Source organism: Bacteroides gallinaceum (genome assembly GCF_030373775.1).
Lineage (GTDB): Bacteria > Bacteroidota > Bacteroidia > Bacteroidales > Bacteroidaceae > Phocaeicola > Phocaeicola excrementipullorum.
This window is the reverse complement of sequence record NZ_JAUDEN010000002.1, coordinates 43,940-64,269: the sequence shown is the minus strand read 5'-3', so window position 1 is coordinate 64,269 and position 20,330 is coordinate 43,940. Positions and strand designations below refer to the sequence as shown.

Here is a 20,330-nt window from a genome sequence, read left to right as displayed (position 1 = left end):
CGATGAAGAAAAAAATATTGACTTTGACTATGCTTGCGTGTATGGGTATGCACGCGATGGCTCAGGAAAAGGTTGACGTGACCGGGGTGGTGTTCGACCGGTCGGGAAATCCTGTGTCGGGAGCTGCCGTGACTGTAGTCGGAGAGCCTGAATCGATGGTTTCTACAGATGCTACCGGCAAGTTCGTCATTCCTGCAATAAAGGATGCGAAACTTCAGATTCTTACTCCGTACGATGCGGTGAAGACCGTGGATGTGGAGGTCGGAAAGAGCATGACGATTGTCATGGATCTGGCTTCGGAGAAGGTGAACTACGGCTTCGGACTGAACCAGACATACGGTGAGTCCACCGGTTCTGCTTCGGTGGTTTACAGCGACAAGATTGACAACCGCTCTTCCTATACATTGGGCAATTCGATGTACGGCAATGTGGCAGGTCTGACGAACATGCAGACTACCGGAGTGATGTGGGAGCAGATTCCCTCGATGTTCATCCGCGGACAGAAGTCGCTGAACGGAAACAACGGAATCCTTGTAGTGGTTGACGGACTGGAGCGTGACAACGCCTACAATGTGCTGCGCTACCTGTCGCCCGAAGAAGTTGAATCGGTTACGGTGCTGCGTGATGCCGCTGCCATCGCCCTCTATGGCTACAAGGGTATCAACGGTGTGCTCAACATTGTGACCAAGCGAGGCAAATACAAATCCCGCGACATCACTTTCTCTTATGATCATGGATTCACCTATCAGAACCGTATCCCGGAAATGGCCGATGCCTATACCTATGCGATGGCCATGAACGAGGCACGGGCAAACGACGGGCTTTCTGCACGCTATACGCAGAACGAACTGGATGCCTTCAAGAGCGGACAATATCCTTACTACTATCCGAATGTCAACTGGTGGGACGAGGTTTACCGTGACAGGGGCAAGTCGGATATCGCTACGCTGACTTTCCGCGGCGGTTCTTCCAAGCTGCGCTACTTCACGATGCTTAACCTGCAGAACGGACGCGGTTTCTATGCCAACACCAATTCTCCTGAAGGATTTTCTACACAGGAAAAGTATTCGAAAGCCAACTTGAGAAGCAACCTGGACATTGACGTTACTTCGACTACCAAACTGCAGGTGAACATCATGGGAACCTTGAACGAGTTCAGCCGTCCGGGATTGGGCAGCGACGACTTGATAGGCAAACTGTATACCACTCCTTCCGCCGCTTTCCCTATCCGCACGGAAGACGGACTGTGGGGAGGTAACGCCACCTGGAGCGGTACTTCCAACCCGGTAGCGCTGGTGCAGGGACGGGGCTATTCGAAAGGCCATACACTCGGCTTGTGGGCAGACATGACCTTGCGTCAGGATTTGTCGGCCATTACCGAAGGGCTGGGCGCGTCTTTCCGCATGGGCTATGACAAGGTGGCTTCTTATTGGGAAGACCATACGATGTCATACCGTTATGGAAGCACGTCGGTGACGGGATGGACTGACGGCAAACCGAGTTCGTTCAATGAGTTTACGGGCGGTGAAGATACGGAAATGGCAGGCGGAAGCAAGCTGGACTGGCAGTACCGTTCGTTCAACTTCATGGCGAATGTGGACTGGCAGCGTCAGTTCGGCGACCACAAGGTATATACGACATTGATGTATACCTATAAGTATGACAACAACGTAAACATCAATTCTACACTGTATCACTGCAACTGGTCGTGGTATACCCATTACGGATTCAAGAACCGCTATTTCCTTGATTTCGCTTTGGTAGCTTCGGCTTCCAACCTGCTTGAAACCGGCAATCAGTGGCATGTGTCGCCTACCGTAGGTCTGGCATGGAACATCACGAATGAAAGTTTCATGAAAGACGTTTCGTGGATCAACTTCCTGAAACTGCGCGGTTCGTTCGGCATCATCAATACGGACAACATTCCGTACAACGGCTACTGGTATACACAGATGGTGGGCGGCAGCGGCTATCCCATTCAGGATAACTTCAGCAACAGCGGAAGCCCTTATACGGAAGGGCAGCTTCCTTCGTTGGGCGGAACCACTGAAAAGGGATATAAGTATAATATCGGTGTGGACGCCACGCTGTTCGGCGGTCTGACGCTGATGGTGGACGGGTTCTATGAAAGACGGCAGGACATCTGGGTTACTACGGGCGGCAAATATTCGTCGGTGCTGGGAGCTACTCCCGCTTACGAGAATGCCGGAATCGTGGATACGAAAGGCGTTGAAATCGGCCTTGACTATATGAAGAAGTTCGGCGACTTCCGACTGAATCTCGGCGGTACGTTCAGCTTCACGAAGAACATCATCAAAGAGCAGCTGGAAGAAACCAAGGCATACGATTACCTGTACAGCACAGGTAAGCCGGTGGGACAGATCTTCGGCTATCAGGCTATCGGTTATTTCGTTGACCAGGCTGATATCGACAACAGTCCCGAACAGCGTTTCGGTGAAGTGAAGCCCGGTGACATCAAATACAAGGACCAGAACAACGACGGTTTCATTGACGAGTTCGACCAGGTGGCTTTGGGCTACAATTCGAGCGTGCCCGAAATCTATTACGGCTTCAATGTCGGACTGGAATGGAAGGGCATCGGTGTCAATGCGTTCTTCCAGGGACTGGGACACTATACTTCGTGGACAACGTTGAGCGGCCTTTACCGTCCGCTGACTGACGGAAACGCCATTTCGAACTATTACTATGCCAACCGCTGGACTCCGGAGAATCCGACAGCACGCTACCCGCGTCTGACTACACAGACTGTGCAGAACAACACGCAGAGCAGTTCTGTATGGCTTGAAAACGGTTCGTTCCTGAAATTGCGCAATATGGAAATCTATTACAAGCTTCCGTATTCGCTCATCAGCAAATGGCATCTGAACACGGCGAAGGTGTATGTGAGAGGTGTCGACCTGTTCTGCTGGGACCATATCAATGAAATCGATCCCGCGTCATTGGGCAACGGAATACCTACCACGCGCTCCATCAATGTGGGTCTGTCTGTAGGATTCTGATTATTAAAAGGTAAAAGAAAAGACTATGAAACAGAAAAGAATATTATTCGGGTTGGCTTGTATGTCGCTGATGGTTTCGTGTGCCGACTTGGACTATCACGAATATACGACATACGACAAGAACTATGTGTTTACCGACTTCGACCGTACGGCAGGTGTTGTGACCGACATCTACAGCTTTCTGGATTCGGATATTCCCACCGACGGTTCTCTCTGTTCCGCCTGCGATGAGTCGGAATATGCGTGGAGCTGGTCGTCCGTGTTCGGATATACCGACGGACGCTGGAGTCCGTCGAACCCTTACAGCCGCTGGGACTTTGCAGGCATCCGCAGGGCAAACTTCTTTTTGACGGAATATGTGAACGCGGACTTCTCGGAACTGAAGTATGACAAGGATTACGAGGCAGAGATGAAACGCTTCAACCGCTATCCGTATGAAGTGCGTTTCCTGCGCGCCTATTTCTATTTCAATCTGGCGCGTGCCTACGGCGATGTGCCTTTGATTACCAAAGTGCTTACGGAAGACGAGGCGAATCAGGTGACCCGCACTCCGGTGGCCGAAGTGTTTGATTTCATTGTGAAAGAATGCGATGCGATACTTGAGGCAGACCAGCTTCCTGTGAGATATTCGGATCTGGTGGGAGATGCTGCCAACGGTTCGAGCACCGACGGAGGCCGTGTAACCAAGCAGGCTGTTATGGCTCTGAAAGCGCGCACGCTGCTTTATTGGGCAAGCCCGCTCTTTAACAAGGAAAACAATTCGGGCTTGTGGAGGCAGGCGGCTCAGGCCAACAAGGATGTCATCGATTTCTGCACAGCCAACGGAATCTCTTTGGGCAAGTATTCAGAAATCTGGGGAACCAACAATTGGCAGGCTGGCGAGATGATTTTTGTTCGCCGCGTGGGGGATATGAACTGGCCGGAAACAACCAATTTCCCTGTGGGTATGGAGAACGGAAATTCCGGAAACTGTCCGACGCAGACGCTGATTGACGCATACGAGATGCAGGCTACGGGACTTGCGTGGGATGAGCCGGGAAGCGGCTATGACCAGACAGACCCGTATGCGGGCCGTGATCCCCGTCTGGCAATGACAATTGCCGTGAACGGTGATAAATGGCCGGATACGAATCCGAATCCGCTGGAAACTTATCAGGGCGGACGCAACGGGCTTCCTCTGGCTGGAGCTACTCCCACGGGATATTATCTGAAGAAGTATCTGGACAAAACCATTGACATCAGTACATCCACGGGAAGCGGTTCTACACGCCACAACTGGGTGACATACCGTTTGGGCGAGTTCTACTTGAACTATGCGGAAGCTGTGTTTAATTACCTGGGTTCTGCCGATGCGACAGATGGGACATTTACCATGTCGGCGGTAGATGCTGTCAATGTAGTGCGCAGCCGTTCGGATGTAAATATGCCGGGCTTCCCGACAGGCTTGAGCAACGACGAGTTTACCGAAAAGTACCGTCGCGAGCGTATGGTTGAACTGGCATTCGAGGGACACCGTTTCTGGGATGTACGCCGCTGGAAGGATGGAGCATCGCAGAGAAGCATCATTGAAATGCAGATTACGAAGAATGGCGACAGATATACATATAACCGTGTGCCGAAATCGCGCTACTGGGACGACAAGATGTATCTGTTCCCGATTCCGGACAGCGAAATCCGCAAAAACCCGAATCTGACCCAGAATCCGGGATGGTGATTTGAATTTGGTTTAAACATTATTTAAACGTATTGTAATATGAAACTGAAATATATGATTGCGGCTTTTGCATTGGCTTGTTTCGGAACAGGCTGTGACGATAAGCTGGAAACATTTGAAGTGCAGGGGTACACGGGTACTCCTGCGCCCATCGAGACTTCGGCCATTACTTCGGAGGCTTTGCCGGGACAGATAAAGCTGAAGTGGACGAAACCGTCTGAAGACGCGTATGCGTATCTGAAAATATGGTACACAGACCCTTTGCTTGATGAAACGGTTTACAAGATTTCTTCATTGGAAACGGACAGTATGCTGATTGACGACACACGTGCCCGTTTCGGTGAATATGAATTCTTCTTCCAGACATTCAACGCGAACAATGAGGGAAGCGAAGTGACTTCGTTCAAGGCTGTGTCGGGTAAAGCTCCGATAGTGATTACAGAAAAAGCTCGTACGGAAGTGAAGCTGGACGCCAGCCAATTGTATACAGATGCACCGGAACTGACAGAGGGACCGATTGAAAACTTAGTGAATGGAAATACGAACGATTTTTTTCATGGAAACTGGCATAATCCGGATCCGCTTCCTCACTATATTCAGGTAAACTTTAATGAAGAGCATCAGGTGTTTGCCGTTGAGTGGTGGAATCGTGCTTCTGGAGGTAGTGGAGAAGGATTTCCTACAGTCGTTGAACTGCAAATCAGCAATGATGGTAGTGAATGGGAAACGGTGACTACATTAAGCGGGTTCGCATCGACATGGGGCTCACATATAGTTAGCGATTATGTGGATGCTGGAAAACCGTTCACACATCTTCGCTATTATGTAACTGCCGTTACGAATAATGCGGGTTATTTCCACATGGCTGAATTCAAGTTCTACGATGTTGAATTAGAAGTTTATGATCCTGAAACCGTTGAATTAGATTAAAAGCATATGAAAAAAATGACTACTATAGCTAAATGGATGTTTCCCTTTGTAGCCGGGGCGTGCATTGCTACCGGGTGCAGCGATGAGGATAACAGATACAATACAGATTATCAGTGGCTGGCCATAAAAGAGGCGAGGGATGCCTGGGATGGCTCTTCCTGCAATAAGAAAATTGTGCTTGAAGAAGAGCAGACCAGTGATACCGTAATTTATATCTCTGCTTCGCTTTATCAGAATCAGCCGGCTCCGGCTGACTGTACGGTTGATATTGTTGTAGCGGCCGATTCTTTGCAAAAGGCAATCGAACTGTCTGCTACGGAAAATACTGCTTATCAGGTATATAAAGATGCCCTTCTGATGGATGAGTCGTATTATGATTTGTCTGCAAACCAGATTACGATGAAAGCCGGTGCTACGGTTTCAGATTCCGTGGCAATCACAATTCATCGTGGCGCTTTGTTGAGAGATCCGATCAGGGCGGAGAATGAAAATGCCATCTTTGTACTTCCGCTCCAGATTGTCAACTCTTCTTCTCTGGTAATCAATGATGTGGTCAATACGTTGATGCTGATGTTCCAGCTTCCGCAGCTCGACCCGACACAGCCCGACATGACAGACCCGAAGCAGGAAATCGACGGCATGTCGCTGGTATGGAATGACGAGTTCAATGGTACGGGTGCTCCTGACCCGGCTAAATGGGGACTGGAGGAAGGTTTCCAGCGGAATCAGGAACTGCAGTGGTACAAGAAGGAAGGCAACGCTGAAATGGACGGAAACGGCAACATGGTGTTCATTGCCAAGAGAGAGCGTGTGGCAAATCCGAACTATGAAGCCGGCAGCAGTGACTGGAAGAAAAACCGTCAGTATGCTGAGTATACTTCTGCCAGCATGAACTCAAGCGGTAAGTTTGAGTTTAAATACGGACGTCTGCTTGTCCGTGCCAAAATCCCGACCGATTTGGGTGCATGGCCGGCTATCTGGACTTGCGGTAACTGGTGGGAATGGCCGTTGAACGGTGAAATCGATCTTCTGGAATATTATCTTGTGGATGGAAAACCAAGTCTTCATGCCAATTTCTGCTGGGGATCTGACACACGTTGGAGCGGGAAGTGGCAGTCTTACAACCGTCCGTTGGAAGAATTTACAGCTAAAGATCCTCAATGGGCTGAAAAGTATCATATCTGGCGGATGGACTGGGACGAAGAGTATCTGCGCCTGTATATCGATGATGAGCTGATGAATGAGATTGCACTCAGTCAGACTATGAATGGAAGTGGAGGTGACGGCAGGCTGGAAGGAGCTTATCAGAATCCGTTCTCAAACGATTTCGAAGGTTTCGGTGCCTATGTTTGGCTGAATCTTGCTGTAGGTTCTAACGGCGGCGATCCTTCAGATTCAGAGTTCCCGATGAAGTATTATGTGGATTATGTCCGCGTTTATCAATAATAGGGGATAGATTTGCAGAAGCCCGTTCAGGTTTGTTCTGTGACATCCATTGTTTCTTCAATTGTTTGTTGTTGAAAAAGGGGCAGATGAATCTGGACGGGCTTTTTGTTTTCAGTCGGTTTTCTACTATAAAATAGCATTTTGAATATGAGTTATTGGAAAGTTTTTTTATTCTTGTTACTTTTTCCATTAGCGGCGTGTAACGATGACGACAGAATAGCTCTGCCGATAGCAGAAGAATACAACTGTTCTTTGAACAGCAGTCTGAATGTCGGCGATTTTCATACTATCCGTTCCCAGGAAGAACTGCTGGAGTTTGTGTCTGAGTCTGATGCATCGGTAAACGGGCTTCTTGACATCGATTTCTCTGCCTACACGCTTTTGTTGGGAAAAGAGAGTTCTCGTAATGTTCCGGAATGCAGCTATGCATTCTATCAGGAAGGAGGGACGTATCATCTGGATGTGGAGATTCGTCCAACCTTGGCTCCGGCCGCTACGGTCTTCGAGTACGGAGTACTGGTTGAAAAACTTCCGCAAAATGCGCAGGTGATTTGTTCCGTTACGAAGAAATGATTTACTTTGTCAGATATAGAAAAAAGAATATTTGCATGAAAAAATTAATGGGGCTGTTATTGTCTTTCTGTGCCGTTGCATCTTTTGCGCAGAAAGACTACAAACTGGTTTGGAGTGACGAGTTCAATGCCGACGGCAGGCTCGACACTTGTGTGTGGAACTATGAAAACGGCTTTGCCCGGAATCACGAACTGCAGTGGTACCAGCCGGACAACGCTTATTGCAGGGACGGGCTGCTGGTGATTGAAGCACGGAAGGAGAAGCGTCCCAATCCGTGGTACAGGAAGGGGAGTACGGACTGGCGCACGTCGCGCGACTCGATTGAATGCACTTCTTCTTCGGTCAACACCTCGGGGAAGAAAGAGTTTATGTACGGACGTTTTGTTGTGCGTGCCCGTATTCCTGTCGGAAAAGGCGCATGGCCGGCCATCTGGACATTGGGCAATGCGATGGAATGGCCGTCAAACGGTGAGATTGACATCATGGAGTTTTACCGCAAGCAGGGTGTCCCGCACATTCTGGCAAACGCTGCATGGGGAACGGATCGGCGTTATGTTGCTAAATGGAACAGCAAGGCGGTTCCTTTCGCCCATTTTCTGGAGAAGGATCCCGATTGGGCTTCAGAGTTCCATATCTGGAGAATGGACTGGGATGAGGAGGCCATCCGCCTTTATCTTGACGACGAGCTGCTCAATGAAATCTTGCTGAAGGATACGTTCAACGGGAAACTGGGCGAAGGTAAGAATCCGTTTATGCAGCCTCATTATGTGCTGCTGAATCTGGCGGTAGGCGGCGACAACGGCGGAGAAGTTTCGGATGAGGCTTATCCGATGCGTTATGAAATTGATTATGTGAGGGTGTATCAATAGACATTATTAAGTAAGCGTGCAAAATCAAATGATATTATCAGAAACACGGATTTTCGCAGATTAACGCAGATAATCAGTGCAATCATCTGCGAAAATCCGCGTTGATCTGCGTTTCAGAACAGACAGATCTTGTATAAACAAATTCTCAACATCTACTTAACCATGAAAAAGACAACTTTATTGGCGTGGGCAATGTGTCTTGTTGCCCTGGCGTTTTCTTCGTGTTCGGGACAGAAGGAAGCGGGAGAGATTCGTCCCGGAGAGATATGGCCGGATGATAAGGGCGTGCATGTAAACGCGCATGGAGGAGGAATCCTTTATCATGACGGCACTTTTTATTGGTATGGCGAAAACAAGTCGGACACGACAAGCGCGGCGATGGTAGGCATCATGTGTTATTCGTCGAAGAACCTGACCGACTGGAAAAATGAGGGAGCCGTGCTGCCTGTGGTCACCGGCGATGAAACCAGCGATATCGCCCAAGGGTGCGTGATGGAACGCCCGAAGGTGATTTATAACGAAAAGACCGGGAAATTTGTCATGTGGTTCCATCTGGAGCTGAAAGGGAAGGGGTATGCGGCCGCCCGTTCGGCTGTAGCTGTTGCCGACAGCCCGACAGGACCTTTCAAGTATCTCCGTTCGGGACGTATCAATCCGGGAAAACTTCCCTTCGACATGACGGAAGAGCAGCGCGCGGTATTCGATACGCTGGATGTGGAGAAATATAAGGCATGGTGGACTCCCACGTGGTACGATGCCATAGCCAAGGGACTTTTCGTGAAGCGTGACCTGGAGGGAGGACAGATGGCGCGCGACATGCAGCTGTTTGTGGATGATGACGGGAAAGGCTATCACATTTATTCTTCGGAAGACAACCTGACGCTGCAGATTGCCGAGCTGAGCGACGACTATTTGAGCCATACGGGAAAATATATACGCATCGCTCCCGCGGGGCATAATGAAGCTCCGGCAATATTTAAAAAAGACGGGACATATTGGATGATTACTTCCGGCTGTACGGGATGGGCGCCTAATGAAGCGCGCATGTTTTCCGCTCCGAGCATCTGGGGGCCTTGGACGCAGCATCCTAATCCATGTATGGGCGATGATGCGGACCTCACATTCCACGGACAGAGCACATACGTGCTTCCGATTCCCGGAAAGAAAGATGCTTTCATGTTTATGGCCGACAACTGGCGTCCGGAACATCCGAGCGATGCACGGTATATCTGGCTTCCGATTCTTTTCCGCGACGGAACGCCGGTAATCAAGTGGTTTGACAGCTGGACCTTGGATGATTTTTCTAATGGAAAGCTGGAGGAAAAGAATCTGATTCCGACGGATTCCATCCTGCTGAGCGACCCGTGCATTCTGCCCGACCGCAAGACGGCCACCTATTACATGACCGGTACGGGAGGCAAAATGTGGAAGAGCAAGGAACTGAAGCTGTGGGAAGGGCCGTTTGATGTGGTTCGGATTGATACTGCTTCGTGGATGGGGGCGGATCCGATGATCTGGGCTGCCGAACTTCACGCGTATAAAGGCAAGTATTATTATTTCGCCACTTTCACCAATCCTGCCATAAAGATTGATACGGTTGGAGGAACGCCGGTTGAACGCCGTGCAAGCCATGTGCTTGTGAGCGACCGTCCTTACGGGCCTTACGGGCCGATGGAGGATCCGGTTTATCTGCCTGCCGGAAAGTCTACGCTCGACGGAACATTCTGGGTGGACAAGGACGGAAAGCCTTATATGGTTTACTGCCACGAATGGTTGCAGAACAACAACGGAACCATTGAGAAAATCGAACTGAAGCCGGATCTGAGCGGATCGGTTGGCGAAGGCAAGCTTCTGTTCCGGGCAAGCGATTCGCCCTGGAGCCGTGAGGCGACCGCCGACGGCAGTGTCAGACCGAACCGGGTGACAGACGGGCCTTATCTGTTCCGCACCGATACCGGACGTCTGGGAATGATCTGGACAAGCTGGATACGTGACGTGTACACACAGGGAGTGGCCTATTCAAAGAGCGGTACGCTCGACGGGCCGTGGGTACAGGAAAAGGATCCGATAACTCCGCCGGATTTCGGTCATGGAATGCTGTTCAAGACATTTGGAGGCAAATGGCTGATGGCTGTGCATAGCCATTACAACGACAACGGAAACTACATCCGTGTGCCTCATCTGTTTGAAGTCGATCTCACCGGCGACAAACTGCTTGTGGGCAAGGAGTATAAGCCTTGATCCGCGACTTCCTTAAACGGAACGGAAAAAAGGTCCGGAAAGCCGATTCTTTATCGAATCATTGCTTTCCGGACCTTTTATATGTCAAGACCTTGACGGTCGCCGGATTCTTTTTTCAACGATGCTTTATCGGAAAGTTCCGCCTCGGCATCGGGTTACTTCGTGCGAGTGTTTTCACTCAGCATTACGTAACCCCAGATCATAGGATCTGCTTTTGAAATCTGCTTGAAAATACTTTTTACCTTTTTCATAATTGTTACCCTTTCATTTGCTTTAGTTAGTTACTTTGTGTATTCTATCTAATACCTAGTTTAGTATTTCTGGCGCTCCTCGCGGAGGACCTTTCTTTTTTGTTATCCTGTTTCTTGAACTTCTGTTCGTTTAATACGATGCAAAGATAATGCCTTTTTTGTACGTAAATATGTTTTATAGCATAAAAATGAGTTGAAACAGCAAATTATTGATGTAAATCAACTTTTCGGTCTGTAGGTATGGAAGGGGGAGGGCGGGATAATGTCTGTTTGTCAGTTTTCGTGAAAATGTGTCAGATTGCATGACAGACTGTCAAAAAAGAAGCGTGGGTCCGGTTGCTTGTCTGGACACACGCTTCTACCCGAGAGGGAGCTTATTAAGAAACTGTTTTGAATTTCTCCAAAAAGTTTTTCTTGGCTTGATGTGTTCGTTTTCGTGTGTGCTTTGGGCTATTTTTTGGTCTTTTCCGCTTCTGTTCTTCGTCAGATAGCCCGCTATCTTCCTCATCACACAAACGGAAATGCCTCAAAAACTCATCCCAAATCAGCACACGATAAATTCAAAACAGTTTCTAAGTCTGCTTCCCTGAAGCCTCCCTTTCGGGGGAGGTTTGGAGGGGCTTTTCTTTCTATTTTTTCAATGCAGCGATGCTTTCCTTCAGTGCGGCGATCTTTGTTTCTGCGTCAGCCTGCTTCTTGCGTTCCATTTCGATGACGTTTGCGGGAGCCTTGCTCACGAACTTCTCGTTGGCGAGCTTTTTCAGCACGCTCTGCAAGAATCCTTCCTGGTATTTCAGGTCGGCTTCCAGCTTCTTCAGCTCTTCTTCCACGTTGATCAGGTTGCCCAGCGGAACGGCATATTCGGTTGTTCCTACCATGAATGCTGCGGCTCCTTCTGATTTTGTTTCGACGGCCTTTATGCCAGACAGGTTGCAGAGTTTGGCGAGAGCCTCGCCCCATCCTTCTCCGTCAAGTCCTTTTGAAGATACGATCTGCAGTTCCAGCTGTTCTTTCTGTGCGAGGTTTTTCTGCTGGCGGATGGTGCGGATTCCGCTGACAATCTCCTTGAACTCTTCAAACCGTTTCAGCAATGCATCCTGAGCGTCTGAAGCTTCGGCCTGTAATGCGTTGAGAGGGCTGCACATGATGCTTTCGCCCGGCTTGCGGTCGTAGATGTGCTGCCACAGCTCTTCGGTGATGAACGGCATGAACGGGTGGAGCAGCTTCAGCAGCGTTTCGAAAAAGGCCAGTGTCTTTCCGTAAGTGATGCTGTCGATGGGCTGTCCGTAAGCCGGCTTCACCAGCTCCAGGTACCAGCTTGAGAATTCGTCCCAGAAGAGTTTGTAAACCAGCATCAGCGCTTCGCTCAGACGGTATTTGCCGAACAGGTCGTTCAGCTCTTCTGCTGTTCGGGCAAGCATCGCCTCAAACCAGTCGGTTGCCAGGCGTGCATATTCCGGCTGTTCCGTTTCAGCCACCTGCCATCCCTTGACGAGGCGGAAGGCGTTCCATATCTTGTTGTTGAAGTTGCGTCCCTGTTCGCAGAGGGCTTCATCGAAGAGAATGTCGTTTCCGGCAGGAGCGGCAAGCATCATTCCCATGCGCACGCCGTCGGCTCCGTACTTGTCGATCAGTTCCAGCGGGTCGGGCGAGTTTCCGAGCGATTTCGACATCTTGCGTCCGATCTTGTCACGCACGATGCCGGTGAAGTACACGTTCTTGAACGGCATGTCGCCCATGTATTCGTATCCCGCCATAATCATGCGCGCCACCCAGAAGAAGATGATGTCCGGTCCCGTCACCAGGTCGCTGGTAGGATAGTAGTAGTCTATTTCCTTGTTGTGCGGGTCAAGTATTCCGTTGAACAGCGAAATCGGCCACAGCCATGAAGAGAACCATGTGTCGAGGCAGTCTTCATCCTGGCGCAGATCTTCCGCTTTCAGATTCTGATTGCCCGACTTTGCTTTCGCCAGTTCAAGAGCCTGTTCCGGTGTTTCGGCAACGACGAATCCTCCTTGCGGCAAATACCAGGCCGGGATGCGGTGTCCCCACCAAAGCTGGCGGCTGATGCACCAGTCCTTGATGTTCTCCAGCCAGTTGCGGTAAGTGTTCTTGTATTTCGGCGGGTAGAATTTCAGTTCGTCGTTCATCACCGGAGGCAGAGCCATGTCGGCAAAATGCTTCATGCTCAGGAACCACTGCATGGAGAGTTTCGGCTCGATGGGCACGTTGGTACGTTCGGAGAAGCCCACCTTGTTTGTATAGGCTTCCACTTTTTCGAGCAGTCCGGCTGCTTCGAGGTCTTTTTCAATCTGTTCGCGCACGGCAAAGCGGTCCATGCCTACGTACAGTCCCGCGGCTTCGCTGATGGTTCCGTTGTCGTTGAAGATGTCGATGCTCTGCAGGTTGTGCTTTTCGCCCAGCATGTAGTCGTTCACATCGTGGGCCGGAGTCACCTTCAGACATCCTGTTCCGAACTCTGTATCCACGTATTCGTCTTCAATCACCGGGATTACGCGGTTTACCAGCGGAACGATCACTTTCTTGCCTTTCAGCCACTGGTTCTTCGGGTCGTTCGGATTGATGCACATGGCCGTATCTCCCATGATTGTTTCGGGACGGGTGGTGGCGACTACGGCGTAGGAAGCCCCCTCGGAGGGAGTTGAGGAGGCCACATAATATTTAAGGTAATACAGCTTGCTGTGCTCTTCCTTATATATAACCTCCTCGTCGCTCAGGGCGGTCAGTGCCTTCGGATCCCAGTTCACCATGCGTACGCCGCGGTAAATCAGTCCCTTGTTATACAGGTCTACGAAGACTTTGATTACGCTCTTGCTTCGGGTTTCGTCCATGGTGAATGCCGTGCGGTCCCAGTCGCACGAAGCTCCGAGCTTGCGGAGCTGTTTCAGGATGATGCCCCCGTGTTCTTCTGTCCACGCCCATGCGTGTTTCAGAAATTCCTCGCGTGTAAGGTCAGTCTTCTTGATGCCCTGCTGCGCCAGCTTGTTCACCACCTTGGCCTCGGTAGCGATCGAAGCATGGTCGGTTCCCGGCACCCAGCATGCGTTTTTCCCCATCATGCGGGCGCGGCGTACCAGAATGTCTTGAATGGTATTATTCAGCATGTGTCCCATATGGAGGACTCCCGTCACGTTAGGAGGCGGAATGACAATGGTGTAAGGTTCACGTCCGTCAGGTTTCGAACTGAAAAGTTTGTTGTCCAGCCAATACTGGTACCACTTTCCCTCCACATCGGCGGGATTGTACTTGCTTGCTAATTCCATTTGTATATGTTCTAATGATTATTTTCCGTTTGGGTTTCATGTAATCAGCCGCAAAATTAATAATTTAAATGGAAAGGAAGAACAGTAGGGGCGGAATTTTCCGGCTCCCGGATTTCCTTTGGAGAGAGGCTTCAAAAGATGAGCCGTTATTTTTATAAAATAAGCCGTCATCTTGACCAATCTTTCCCATCACGTTGAGCAACTTGTCCCGTCATGTTTTTGGGGGGCTCCGGTGGGCGGCGGAAACCTTTCCTGATGGCTTATACTCCCTTTTTGAGCGCGGATGTATTCATTTGTTACAAATGTTGCATCAATTGTTACTATAATACGGGGCGTTTTTGCTTGTTTGGCATACTTTTGCGTCAATAACAAGAACAAAGATATTATGAAAAGCTCATCTGACGCATCCTATTTGCTGGTTGACCGCACTTATCGCGAGTGTCGGGACAGCGTTTACCGGTACATCCTGAGAAAGGTGGAATGTGAGGACGATTCGAGAGATCTGACACACGATGCTTTCCTCCGCCTGCTGGAATATCGCAGAATGCTGAATGAAGAAACGGTGCGTCATTTCCTTTTTACCATAGCAAGAAACTTGGCGACCGACTGGCTGCGCCGTCATTGCAGACATCAGGAAATCTCAGCTTATTTGATGGAAGGACTTTCCGCTTCCGTACAGGATGCGGAAAGCGAAGTGATTGCCGGCGATCTGTTGCAGGTGGAGCTGAGAAAAGTGGAGTGTCTTCCCCGCAAGTGCCGTACCATTTACCGGATGTCCCGTTTCGGCGAAATGACGGCGGATGAGATTGCTGAAAGCCTGAACTTGTCGAAACGTACAGTCGAGGGCCATCTGCTGGCCGGCCGGCGGCAGGTGCGCGAGTTTCTCAGAAAATGTATATGATATGATGTATATAATGTGTTATTAAATTTAATTGTATGAAAAATGATTTGTTAGTCTTTTCGTCTAAGAAACTGCTTTTTTCTGCATTCATGGCTTCTGCCATTCTGGCGGGAGGAGTTTTGCCGGCTGATGCCGAAACTTTCCATGCACAGACGGCCATGCAGAAAATAACGGTGAAAGGCCAGGTGTTTGACCCTTCGGGGCAAACTGTGATTGGAGCCAATGTGGTTGAGAAGGGAACCACGAATGCCGTGATAACAGATATTGACGGCAATTTTGTGCTGAACGTTTCATCGCGGAATGCGGTTATTGAAATTTCGTATATCGGTTATCAGACGGCCTCTTTTCCGGCTTCCAGCAAAGAGTTGAACCGGATTGTCCTGAAAGAAGACAATAAGGTGCTTGATGAAGTGGTTGTGGTTGGTTATGGCGTGCAGAAGAAGACCACGCTGACCGGCGCTATTGACCAGGTGGATGAAAAAGTGTTTGAGAGCCGTGCCGTTACCAATGTCGGTCTGGCCTTGCAGGGACAGACTCCGGGTTTGACCGTTACGCGCGCCTCGTCCCGTCCGGGTAACGAAGGCATTGCTTTCCAGATCCGTGGCGCAACGTCCGTAAATGGAGGTTCTCCGCTGATCGTGATTGACGGTGTTCCGGCCTTGAACGGCGTTTCTTTCCAGAACATGAACCCCGATGATATAGAAACGATAAGCGTGCTGAAAGACGGTTCGGCTTCTATCTATGGAGCGAAGGCTGCAAACGGTGTCATACTTGTCACCACCAAAAAAGGTAAAGGAAAAGTCAATGTCAACTATGACTTCAACATGCGTTTCACCACAGACGGCATCACTGCGTTCTCTCCGACGATGCAGGAATATGCCACCGTATGGCTGGAGGCGAACAAGGAAGAAACCATCAAGAACTGGTGGGGATGGCTGAACGAAGAGAATCTGCTTCTGATGCAGTCGGGGTATGAAGGAATCTATACCATAAACCATACCGATTGGGGGGAAAAGATCTTTCTTGCCAACTCGCGCCGCCAGGACGAAATGTTCCGCACGCGTTATTCTTACCAGCATAACTTGAGCATCTCGGGATCAACCGACAAGAGCGACTATCGTATTTCGGCCTTGTATGCCGACAACCAGGGTAATCTTGCCACGGCATACGACGGACAGAAACAGATCAACCTCCGTTTGAACTATGGCATCAAGCTGACCGACTGGTTCAAGCTGGAAACGGCGGCCAGTATGGTCCGGACGAACACTTCTTCTCCGTCTGCGGGTCTTGACAATACGCTTTACGGTTACGAACCGCCGCTTTTCCCGGCCAAGAATCCTTACGGCCAGTGGTATGCCAATTACGGAAAAGTGGGCGACCGTCAGCCTGCTGCGGCAACATCTGACGGCGGACGAGATGAAAACACCAACCTGACCACCCGTGTTGACTTGAAAGCGATAGTGGATATATGGAAGGGCATCAGTTTTGAGGGTATGATGTCGTTTCAGAACGAAGAATACCGGCGGGAGCGTTACGTGATTCCTGTGCAGACTTATGACTGGTGGGGAAATCCGGCAACGGAAATCGTGAACAACACGCAGCAGTCGCTCACTTATCCTACGGATGTGCTGAACATCAAGGATTCTCATAACCCCGGATATCTGACGCAGGCCAACAATATGCTGTACCAGTATTATTCTGCTTTGCTGAAGTATAAGAATACGTTTGCCGGTTCACACAACATATCGGCCATGATTGGCATCAACGCCGAAAAGTATGTGACAAAGAAGCTGGTGGCTGCCCGTGAGAACTTTGAAGACTCGGGCGTCTATGATTTGAATCTGGCATCCGGCACACAGGGAAACGGCGGGGGAAAAACGCAGAACGGCACTTATTCGTATATCGCGCGCGTGAATTATGACTATCAGGAGAAATACCTGCTCGAGCTTCTGGGACGTAGGGACGGTAACTCGAAGTTCGCTCCGGGGCATAAGTTCCAGAACTTCGGCTCTGTATCTGTGGGATGGGCTTTTACCAAAGAAAAATTCATGGAATTTGTCACTCCCGTGGTAAGCTTCGGCAAGATCCGCTTCAATTACGGCAGTTCGGGCAACGATGCCGGATTGGGTGATTTCGACTATGTGGGCACCATCGGACTGGGGCAGACTTATCTGGGCAGTCCCGTCATTTCACACGTGTCAAGCGGATATAGCGGCCTGGTCAGCTACGACCGTACATGGGAACGGGTTATTCAGAAGAACTTCGGTATTGACATCAATTTCTTTGATAACCGCCTTACCGCTACGTTCGACTACTTCATCAAGGACAATAAGGGAATGCTGTCGCAAGTCACTTATCCTTCTTTGCTGGGAGGAACTCCTCCGAAAACAAACAGCGGCCATCTGAACGTGAAAGGATGGGAACTGAGCGTAGGATGGCGTGACAACTGGAAGGATCTGTCTTACTTTGTGAATTTCAACGTGGGTGATACGAAAAGCATGCTGAAAGAGCTGGAAGGGGCTGACATCTATGGAGCCGGAAAGAACAATGTGAACGGTTATCCGCTCAATGCGTTCTTCCTCTATCGTACAGACGGTTATTTCAAGGACCAGGCTGAGGTGGACCGTTATTATGCACTTTACGGCAATGGCGGTGCGGCTTTGTCGAATGTGATGCAAGGTTCGTCCGACGCGCTCCGTCCGGGTGATACCAAACGTCTGGACTTGAACGGTGACGGGAAGATTACGGCAGACGGAAGCAAGGACAGCGACCTTCAGTATGTGGGCGATGCCAATCCGCATTATGTGTTCGGCATCAATGCCGGGCTGAACTGGAAGGGGTTTGATGTAAGCGCAATGTTCCAGGGTGTGGGCAAGCAGTATATTATGCGTACCGGCTGGATGGCTTATCCGTTCTATGCGCAATATACCAACCAGAATCCTACCTTCCTCGGACAGACGTGGACGGAAGACAATCCTGATGCCAAATATCCTCGTCTGACATCCCATCAGAATCGTGCCCACTGGAACTATGAAAACAACGACTTCATGTTGCAGAACAGCCGTTACATTCGCCTGAAGACACTGATTGTGGGCTATACGCTGCCGCAGGTGTGGACCCGGAAGGCCAAACTGGAAAAGGTGCGCATCTATTTCTCTGGAAATGACCTTTGGGAGGCTACCAGCATTGCCGACGGGTTTGACCCGGAAATGGGAGAAACATCCAACAACAACGGTTATCCGTTCAGCCGCACCTGGTCGTTCGGCGTGAATATCACTTTGTAACTAATAAACTTTAATTGAGTATGAAAAAATTGATATATATAGCAGCTTGTGCCGGTGCTGTCGCATTTTCTTCCTGCGCAGACAATTTCCTTGATCTGGAGCCGCTGGACGCAAAGACGGATCTGGTTTATTTCCAGACGGCAGAGCAGTTCAACGAGTATGCTCTCGGCCTTTATAACCAGCTTATCGGATGGCAGTGCCGTTATGACGGGATTTTTGACCACATGGACTGTGCGTCAGACCTTTCCACTTATTTCAGCAACAACAATGATGTGGGGACGGGAACCATCCAGGTTGCGGCCAACAGCGGATGGTGGGACAACTGTTACGGAAATATCCGTGCCACGAACATGCTGTTTCAGAAGGCCGCCGCTTATCCGGGCAGCCAGCAAGACATTGAACAGCCGCTGGGCGAAGGGTATTTCTTCCGCGCTTACACTTATTTTTATCTGCTGCAGCATTTCGGCGGGGTGCCTATCGTAACCGCGGTGCTGGATGTAGATTCTCCGGAGCTGTACGGATCGCGCAGCAGCCGTTATGACGTTGTCGAATTCATCCTTTCCGATCTGGACAAGGCGATCGAATATCTTCCAAACGAAGCGAGCATTCCTTCTTCCGATAAAGGGCGTATCAGCAAAGGAGGTGCAAAAGCCTTTAAGGCGCGTGTGCTGCTTTATGAAGCTACGTGGCGGAAATACAACGGCACGTCAACCGATTTTCAGGGGTCGGGCGGACCTGCTTCCGACCAGGTGAACGATTTCCTTGATGAGGCCGTTTCCTTGTGCGAGGATGTGATGGGCGACTCGTCATACAGCCTTTGGAACTTCAATGCCAGCGGCGAGCCGGCTGATGAGGCTGATGCCGCTGAGATGGAAAACTACATGAGCAGCCGCTACCTGTTCAACATCGAAGACGAAAGCAGCAATCCGTTCGGAAAAGGAAAAGACACGAACCATGAGTTTGTCATCTATTCAACTTATGATACGCAGCGTATCGCCGGACAGGAAATCACGCAGACTATCTGGAAGCTGACGGCAAGCCGCAAGCTGGTTGACATGTTCTTGTGCCGTGACGGTCTGCCCGTCGAAAAAAGTCCGCTTTTCAAAGGGTATGAACACCGCGGGGAGGAGTTTGACAACCGTGACTATCGTCTGGCGTCGTATATCGGGCGCACAGACAACGTTGCGCTGACCGGAGGAAATTCCGGATACACTTCTTATAAGTTTGCCATTACAAGCCGCACCGTAGCCAACAAGGATGAGCATCATAATTATCCGGTGCTTCGTCTGGCGGAAGTGTATCTGATCTATGCAGAGGCTCTGTTCGAACGTAACGGACGCATCGAAGACGGGCAGCTCGACCGTTCGATCAATCTGCTGCGTGACCGTGGAGGGGTGGCTCATCTGAGCAATGCTTTCGTTCAAAGCAACGGCCTGGACATGCTGACCGAAATCCGTCGTGAACGCACGATCGAACTTTATATGGAGGGCTTCCGGTATGATGACTTGAAGCGCTGGGGACAGATGGAAGCGGAACTGAATGAATCGCGTTGCGGAATGGTAGTGGGTGATGCAGACTTTAAGACTGATTTCGTGGATTATGACGGGAATGCCATTGCCAATCTCTATTCGCCCAACAACTATGTGTGGGGAACTGAAAAAGTGCAGGCAGGTGAGGATGTTCCGGTAACTTGTGTCGTATGTTTGGGAAGCTCGGAAATTTCGGTTGACAAGACTGACTATCTGTGGCCGTTGCCGTCACGTCAGATCGAAATGAATCCGAATCTGGTGCAGAATCCGGGCTATTGAAAAAACTGA

At 50.0% G+C, this 20,330-nt stretch carries 10 protein-coding genes and 2 pseudogenes; 11 read left to right on the top strand and 1 reads right to left on the bottom strand.

The genetic code is table 11. From position 1 onward, the window contains the following. Positions 1-2: 2 nt before the first annotated feature. The 8 genes and pseudogenes from QUW60_RS01555 to QUW60_RS01520 all read left to right on the top strand — a co-directional run. Positions 3-3,020: a SusC/RagA family TonB-linked outer membrane protein gene (locus QUW60_RS01555; protein ID WP_289558204.1), complete on the top strand. Its 3,018-nt coding sequence runs from the start codon at positions 3-5 to the stop codon at positions 3,018-3,020. Positions 3,021-3,045: 25 nt separating this feature from the next. After that, positions 3,046-4,734 (top strand): RagB/SusD family nutrient uptake outer membrane protein, encoded by a 1,689-nt coding sequence (locus QUW60_RS01550; protein ID WP_289558203.1) that lies wholly within the window; start codon positions 3,046-3,048, stop codon positions 4,732-4,734. Positions 4,735-4,773: 39 nt separating this feature from the next. After that, positions 4,774-5,664, top strand: coding sequence for a discoidin domain-containing protein (locus tag QUW60_RS01545; RefSeq protein ID WP_289558202.1), 891 nt, complete (start codon positions 4,774-4,776; stop codon positions 5,662-5,664). A gap of 6 nt (positions 5,665-5,670) precedes the next feature. Beyond that, a complete protein-coding gene (locus QUW60_RS01540; protein WP_289558201.1) occupies positions 5,671-7,110 on the top strand; it encodes a BT_3987 domain-containing protein in 1,440 nt (479 codons plus the stop codon). A 147-nt stretch (positions 7,111-7,257) separates the two neighbouring features. Beyond that, entirely contained in the window at positions 7,258-7,683 is a 426-nt protein-coding gene (locus QUW60_RS01535) for a hypothetical protein (RefSeq protein ID WP_289558200.1), read from the top strand. Positions 7,684-7,718: 35 nt separating this feature from the next. Beyond that, positions 7,719-8,552, top strand: a complete 834-nt coding sequence (locus QUW60_RS01530; protein ID WP_434736830.1) for a glycoside hydrolase family 16 protein — start codon at positions 7,719-7,721, stop codon at positions 8,550-8,552. 192 nt (positions 8,553-8,744) lie between these two features. After that, positions 8,745-9,854, top strand: a pseudogene (locus tag QUW60_RS01525) (glycoside hydrolase family 43 protein); the annotation flags it as partial. Positions 9,855-9,887: 33 nt separating this feature from the next. Further along, a pseudogene (locus QUW60_RS01520) lies at positions 9,888-10,793 on the top strand (glycoside hydrolase family 43 protein); the annotation flags it as partial. Between the two features lie 880 nt (positions 10,794-11,673). Here QUW60_RS01520 and QUW60_RS01515 read toward each other — a convergent pair. Beyond that, positions 11,674-14,328: a valine--tRNA ligase gene (locus QUW60_RS01515; RefSeq protein WP_289558199.1), complete on the bottom strand. Its 2,655-nt coding sequence runs from the start codon at positions 14,326-14,328 to the stop codon at positions 11,674-11,676. A 385-nt stretch (positions 14,329-14,713) separates the two neighbouring features. Between QUW60_RS01515 and QUW60_RS01510 the strand changes: the two genes are divergently transcribed. From QUW60_RS01510 to QUW60_RS01500, 3 genes are read left to right on the top strand one after another with little or no spacing between them, the layout of a single operon-like run. Beyond that, a complete protein-coding gene (locus QUW60_RS01510; RefSeq protein WP_289558198.1) occupies positions 14,714-15,229 on the top strand; it encodes a sigma-70 family RNA polymerase sigma factor in 516 nt (171 codons plus the stop codon). A 35-nt stretch (positions 15,230-15,264) separates the two neighbouring features. After that, positions 15,265-18,513, top strand: coding sequence for a SusC/RagA family TonB-linked outer membrane protein (locus tag QUW60_RS01505; RefSeq protein ID WP_289558197.1), 3,249 nt, complete (start codon positions 15,265-15,267; stop codon positions 18,511-18,513). A 20-nt stretch (positions 18,514-18,533) separates the two neighbouring features. Next, positions 18,534-20,321 (top strand): RagB/SusD family nutrient uptake outer membrane protein, encoded by a 1,788-nt coding sequence (locus QUW60_RS01500; protein WP_258337569.1) that lies wholly within the window; start codon positions 18,534-18,536, stop codon positions 20,319-20,321. The last annotated feature ends 9 nt before the right edge of the window (positions 20,322-20,330 follow it).